At 65.4% G+C, this 2,871-nt stretch carries 4 protein-coding genes and 1 tRNA gene; 1 reads left to right on the top strand and 4 read right to left on the bottom strand.

Translation table 11 applies throughout. From position 1 onward, the window contains the following. Window positions 1–674 (top strand): PLP-dependent transferase (locus tag ACIQ3R_RS17075; protein ID WP_397420049.1); only part of this gene is annotated, 674 nt, incomplete at its 5' end. Here ACIQ3R_RS17075 and ACIQ3R_RS17070 read toward each other — a convergent pair. The 4 genes from ACIQ3R_RS17070 to ACIQ3R_RS17055 all read right to left on the bottom strand — a co-directional run bounded on the left by ACIQ3R_RS17070 (window position 658) and on the right by ACIQ3R_RS17055 (window position 2,762). Then, on the bottom strand, window positions 658–1,431 hold the full coding sequence (locus ACIQ3R_RS17070; RefSeq protein ID WP_397420048.1) for a pseudouridine synthase: 774 nt from the start codon (window positions 1,429–1,431) through the stop codon (window positions 658–660). The two genes, ACIQ3R_RS17075 and ACIQ3R_RS17070, sit on opposite strands and share 17 nt — an antisense overlap. 50 nt (window positions 1,432–1,481) lie before the next feature. Then, a complete protein-coding gene (locus ACIQ3R_RS17065; RefSeq protein WP_397420047.1) occupies window positions 1,482–2,219 on the bottom strand; it encodes a hypothetical protein in 738 nt (245 codons plus the stop codon). Between the two features lie 145 nt (window positions 2,220–2,364). After that, a tRNA-Arg gene (locus ACIQ3R_RS17060) sits at window positions 2,365–2,441 on the bottom strand. 12 nt (window positions 2,442–2,453) lie between these two features. Next, window positions 2,454–2,762 (bottom strand): ETC complex I subunit, encoded by a 309-nt coding sequence (locus ACIQ3R_RS17055; RefSeq protein ID WP_397420046.1) that lies wholly within the window; start codon window positions 2,760–2,762, stop codon window positions 2,454–2,456. Between the last annotated feature and the right edge of the window lie 109 nt (window positions 2,763–2,871).

Below are 2,871 nucleotides of genomic sequence, written 5' to 3'. Positions count from 1 at the left end.
CGGAGCTGGCGCGGGCGCGGGGCATCCTGACCGCCATCGACAACACCTGGGGCGCGGGCTTCCTGTTCAAGCCGCTGAACCACGGCATCGATCTCTCGATCCAGGCGCTCACCAAGTATGTGGGCGGGCACTCCGACGTGTTCATGGGCTCGGCCGCCGCCTCCGATCCGGCGCTGGCCAAGATCTTGGCCGACGGCGTGCTGCACATGGGCTGGGCGGTGTCGGGCGAGGACGCCTATCAGATGCTGCGCGGAATGCGCACCTTGCCGGTCCGGCTGGCGCGCCATGGCCAGAGCGGGCTCGTCGTCGCCCGCTGGCTGGCGGAACAGCCGGAGGTGGCCCGCGTGCTGCACCCCGCCCTGCCCGACGCGCCGGGGCACGATCTCTGGGCGCGGGATTTCTCCGGCTCCAACGGCCTGTTCGCCTTCGTCATGAGACCTGCGCCTGAGCAGGCGGTGAACGCCTTCCTGGATCGGCTGAAGCTGTTCGGCCTGGGGTTCTCCTGGGGCGGGTTCGAAAGCCTGGCCATCGCCTGCGATCCGCAACTCCCGGTGCGCGGGGTTCTCAGGGACTATGGCGGGCCATTGGTGCGCCTGCACATCGGCCTGGAGGACGTGGACGACCTGATCGCCGACCTGCGCGGCGGCCTCGAAGCGTTCAGCGCGGCGGCCTGACCGAAGCCGCGATCAGCGCCGACCGCTCCTCGGCGTTCAGCGCCCGCCAACGGCCCTCCGGCAGATCACCGACCTTCAAGGGGCCGATCCGCACCCGGTTGAGGTCGAGCACGCGCAGTCCGACCAGTTCGCACATCCGGCGAATCTGGCGGTTGCGGCCCTCATGCAGGGTGAAACGCAGAACCTGCGGCTCGATCACCTCCACGCCGGCGCGTTTGAGCTGACGGCCATCCAGGGCCAGACCGAACCGCAACCGCTCCACGACGGGCGCCGTCACCAGACCCGACACCCGCACGACGTACTCCTTGTCCAGGGCCGAATCCGGGCCGATCACCGCCTTGGCCAGGACGCCGTCGCTGGAGAGGATCAACAAACCGCGGCTGTCGAGATCGAGCCGTCCAAGCGGTGGAAGGCTGGCGCGGGCGTCCGGCGCGACCCCAGCGCCCACGCGATTGCCCGGGGTCAACAACCGGACGGCCGGCGTCCGCCCCGGCTCCGGCTGGCCCGAGACATAGCCGCGCGGCTTGTTGAGCACGGCCGTGAAGCCCGCCAGCGCCGCCTCGGCCCGATCGGCCAGCACAAGCGTCTGGCCGCGCGCGATCTTGCGGCCGGGATCATCCACCCTCGCGCCGTCGATGCTGACCAGCCCGTCGGCGATCAGGCCCTCGGCTTCGCGGCGTGAACAGACGCCCGACTGGGCCAGCCAGCGGTTCACCCGCTGAGGCTCATCCTCGTCATAGGTTCGGGTCCAGGCCATCGACCCGTCTTAGCGCAACCCGCGTCAGGATGCGCGCCAGACCGGCGTCGTCAGGTCGCCAGCGCGGTCTTGGCGCGGGCCCGGCGGCCCTGTTGCAGCGCCACGCCGGTGACGCCGAAGCCGATCACCAGCATCGCCCAGATTTGCGGCTCGGGGACGACCGATCCGGAGGTGACGGTGAAGCTGTCGGGACGGTAGATCACTCGAGCGCCGGCATTATACCCGTTTCCGTGTTTGCTCTGATAAAGCTGTCGAATTTCGAACTGACCCTGAGGAACGGCGTTGGGACCAAACGTGATGTCGGTCGGTGGGCCCAGGCTTGTACCGGTGAAGGCTCCATTTTTACCGGAAATATAGATATAGTGCGAGATATACTGTTGTTGAGACTGCGAGATCTGATCCGTGCTCTCCAATAGGTAAGCACTAACACTAAAAAGAGGTGAGTAATCGTCGCGACGGACGACGCCATAGCCTCGGTCGGAAGGCATCTCAAACAAACCGGTACCCGTCATCTGGAATGTGGACCAAACGGGTTTGTCGAGGTCATTACCCTCGGTGTATTGGATCACGTTGTCGTCAATGAGCGTACCCTTCGACGTATCCACCTGGAACACCGCTCTGATCGAACGCCCAACCAGTGGGTCGGATCCGAATGCGCCAATGAAGTCGAATCCACCCGTCACCGTCCCGGTCATGGTCACCGTATAGGTCACCGCCTGCGCCGTTCCGGCGACCGAGGCGAGGGTGAGCGAGAGGGCTAGGCAGGCCCCTTTCAACGCGCGATTCATCTCAAAAGCACTCCACGCCAGTTTTCGCTCGTATCCCTGTAAGCGGAGCGCCGATCAAGGATCTGATCCCTCAATCTGAGTAGGTAAGTCATTAACTTAAAGAGCGAATTTCTCGCTTCGAGTTCCCCTGACAGGCGAATTCGCCTGGCGCGCCCGGCAGGACTCGAACCTGCAACCGTCCGCTTAGAAGGCGGATGCTCTATCCGGTTGAGCTACGGGCGCTCCGACTGGACCCTAGTGGGTCCAGGGGGTCTTGCGGCCGAAGGCGAAGTTGTCGGCATAGGCCTTGATGATGCGCTTCGCGGCCGGCGGCTCGATCAGTTGAAACGCGATCCCGTGGGCCTCGGCGTATCTCACCGCTTCCTCGCGTGTGTCGAAGGACAACTTCACCTGGCTGGACGTGGTGTCGCTGGTTACGGTCCAGCCCATCAGGCGTTCCGAGCTGCGCGCGGCGCTGGGCTCGAACTCCAGCACCCAGCCGGCGGCCTTGGCGCGGCCCGACTGCATGGCGGTCTTTGACGGACGATAGATGCGCGCGATCATGCGGAAGTCCCAGTTCGTGGCGCCTCAAACACTTGGCCGACGTGGTCGGGGCGGAGAGATTCGAACTCCCGACCCTCTGCTCCCAAAGCAGATGCGCTACCAGGCTGCG

Source organism: Phenylobacterium sp., from assembly GCF_044371015.1.
In the GTDB taxonomy this organism is placed as follows: domain Bacteria; phylum Pseudomonadota; class Alphaproteobacteria; order Caulobacterales; family Caulobacteraceae; genus Phenylobacterium.
This window is presented reverse-complemented; position numbering and strand designations above follow the sequence as displayed.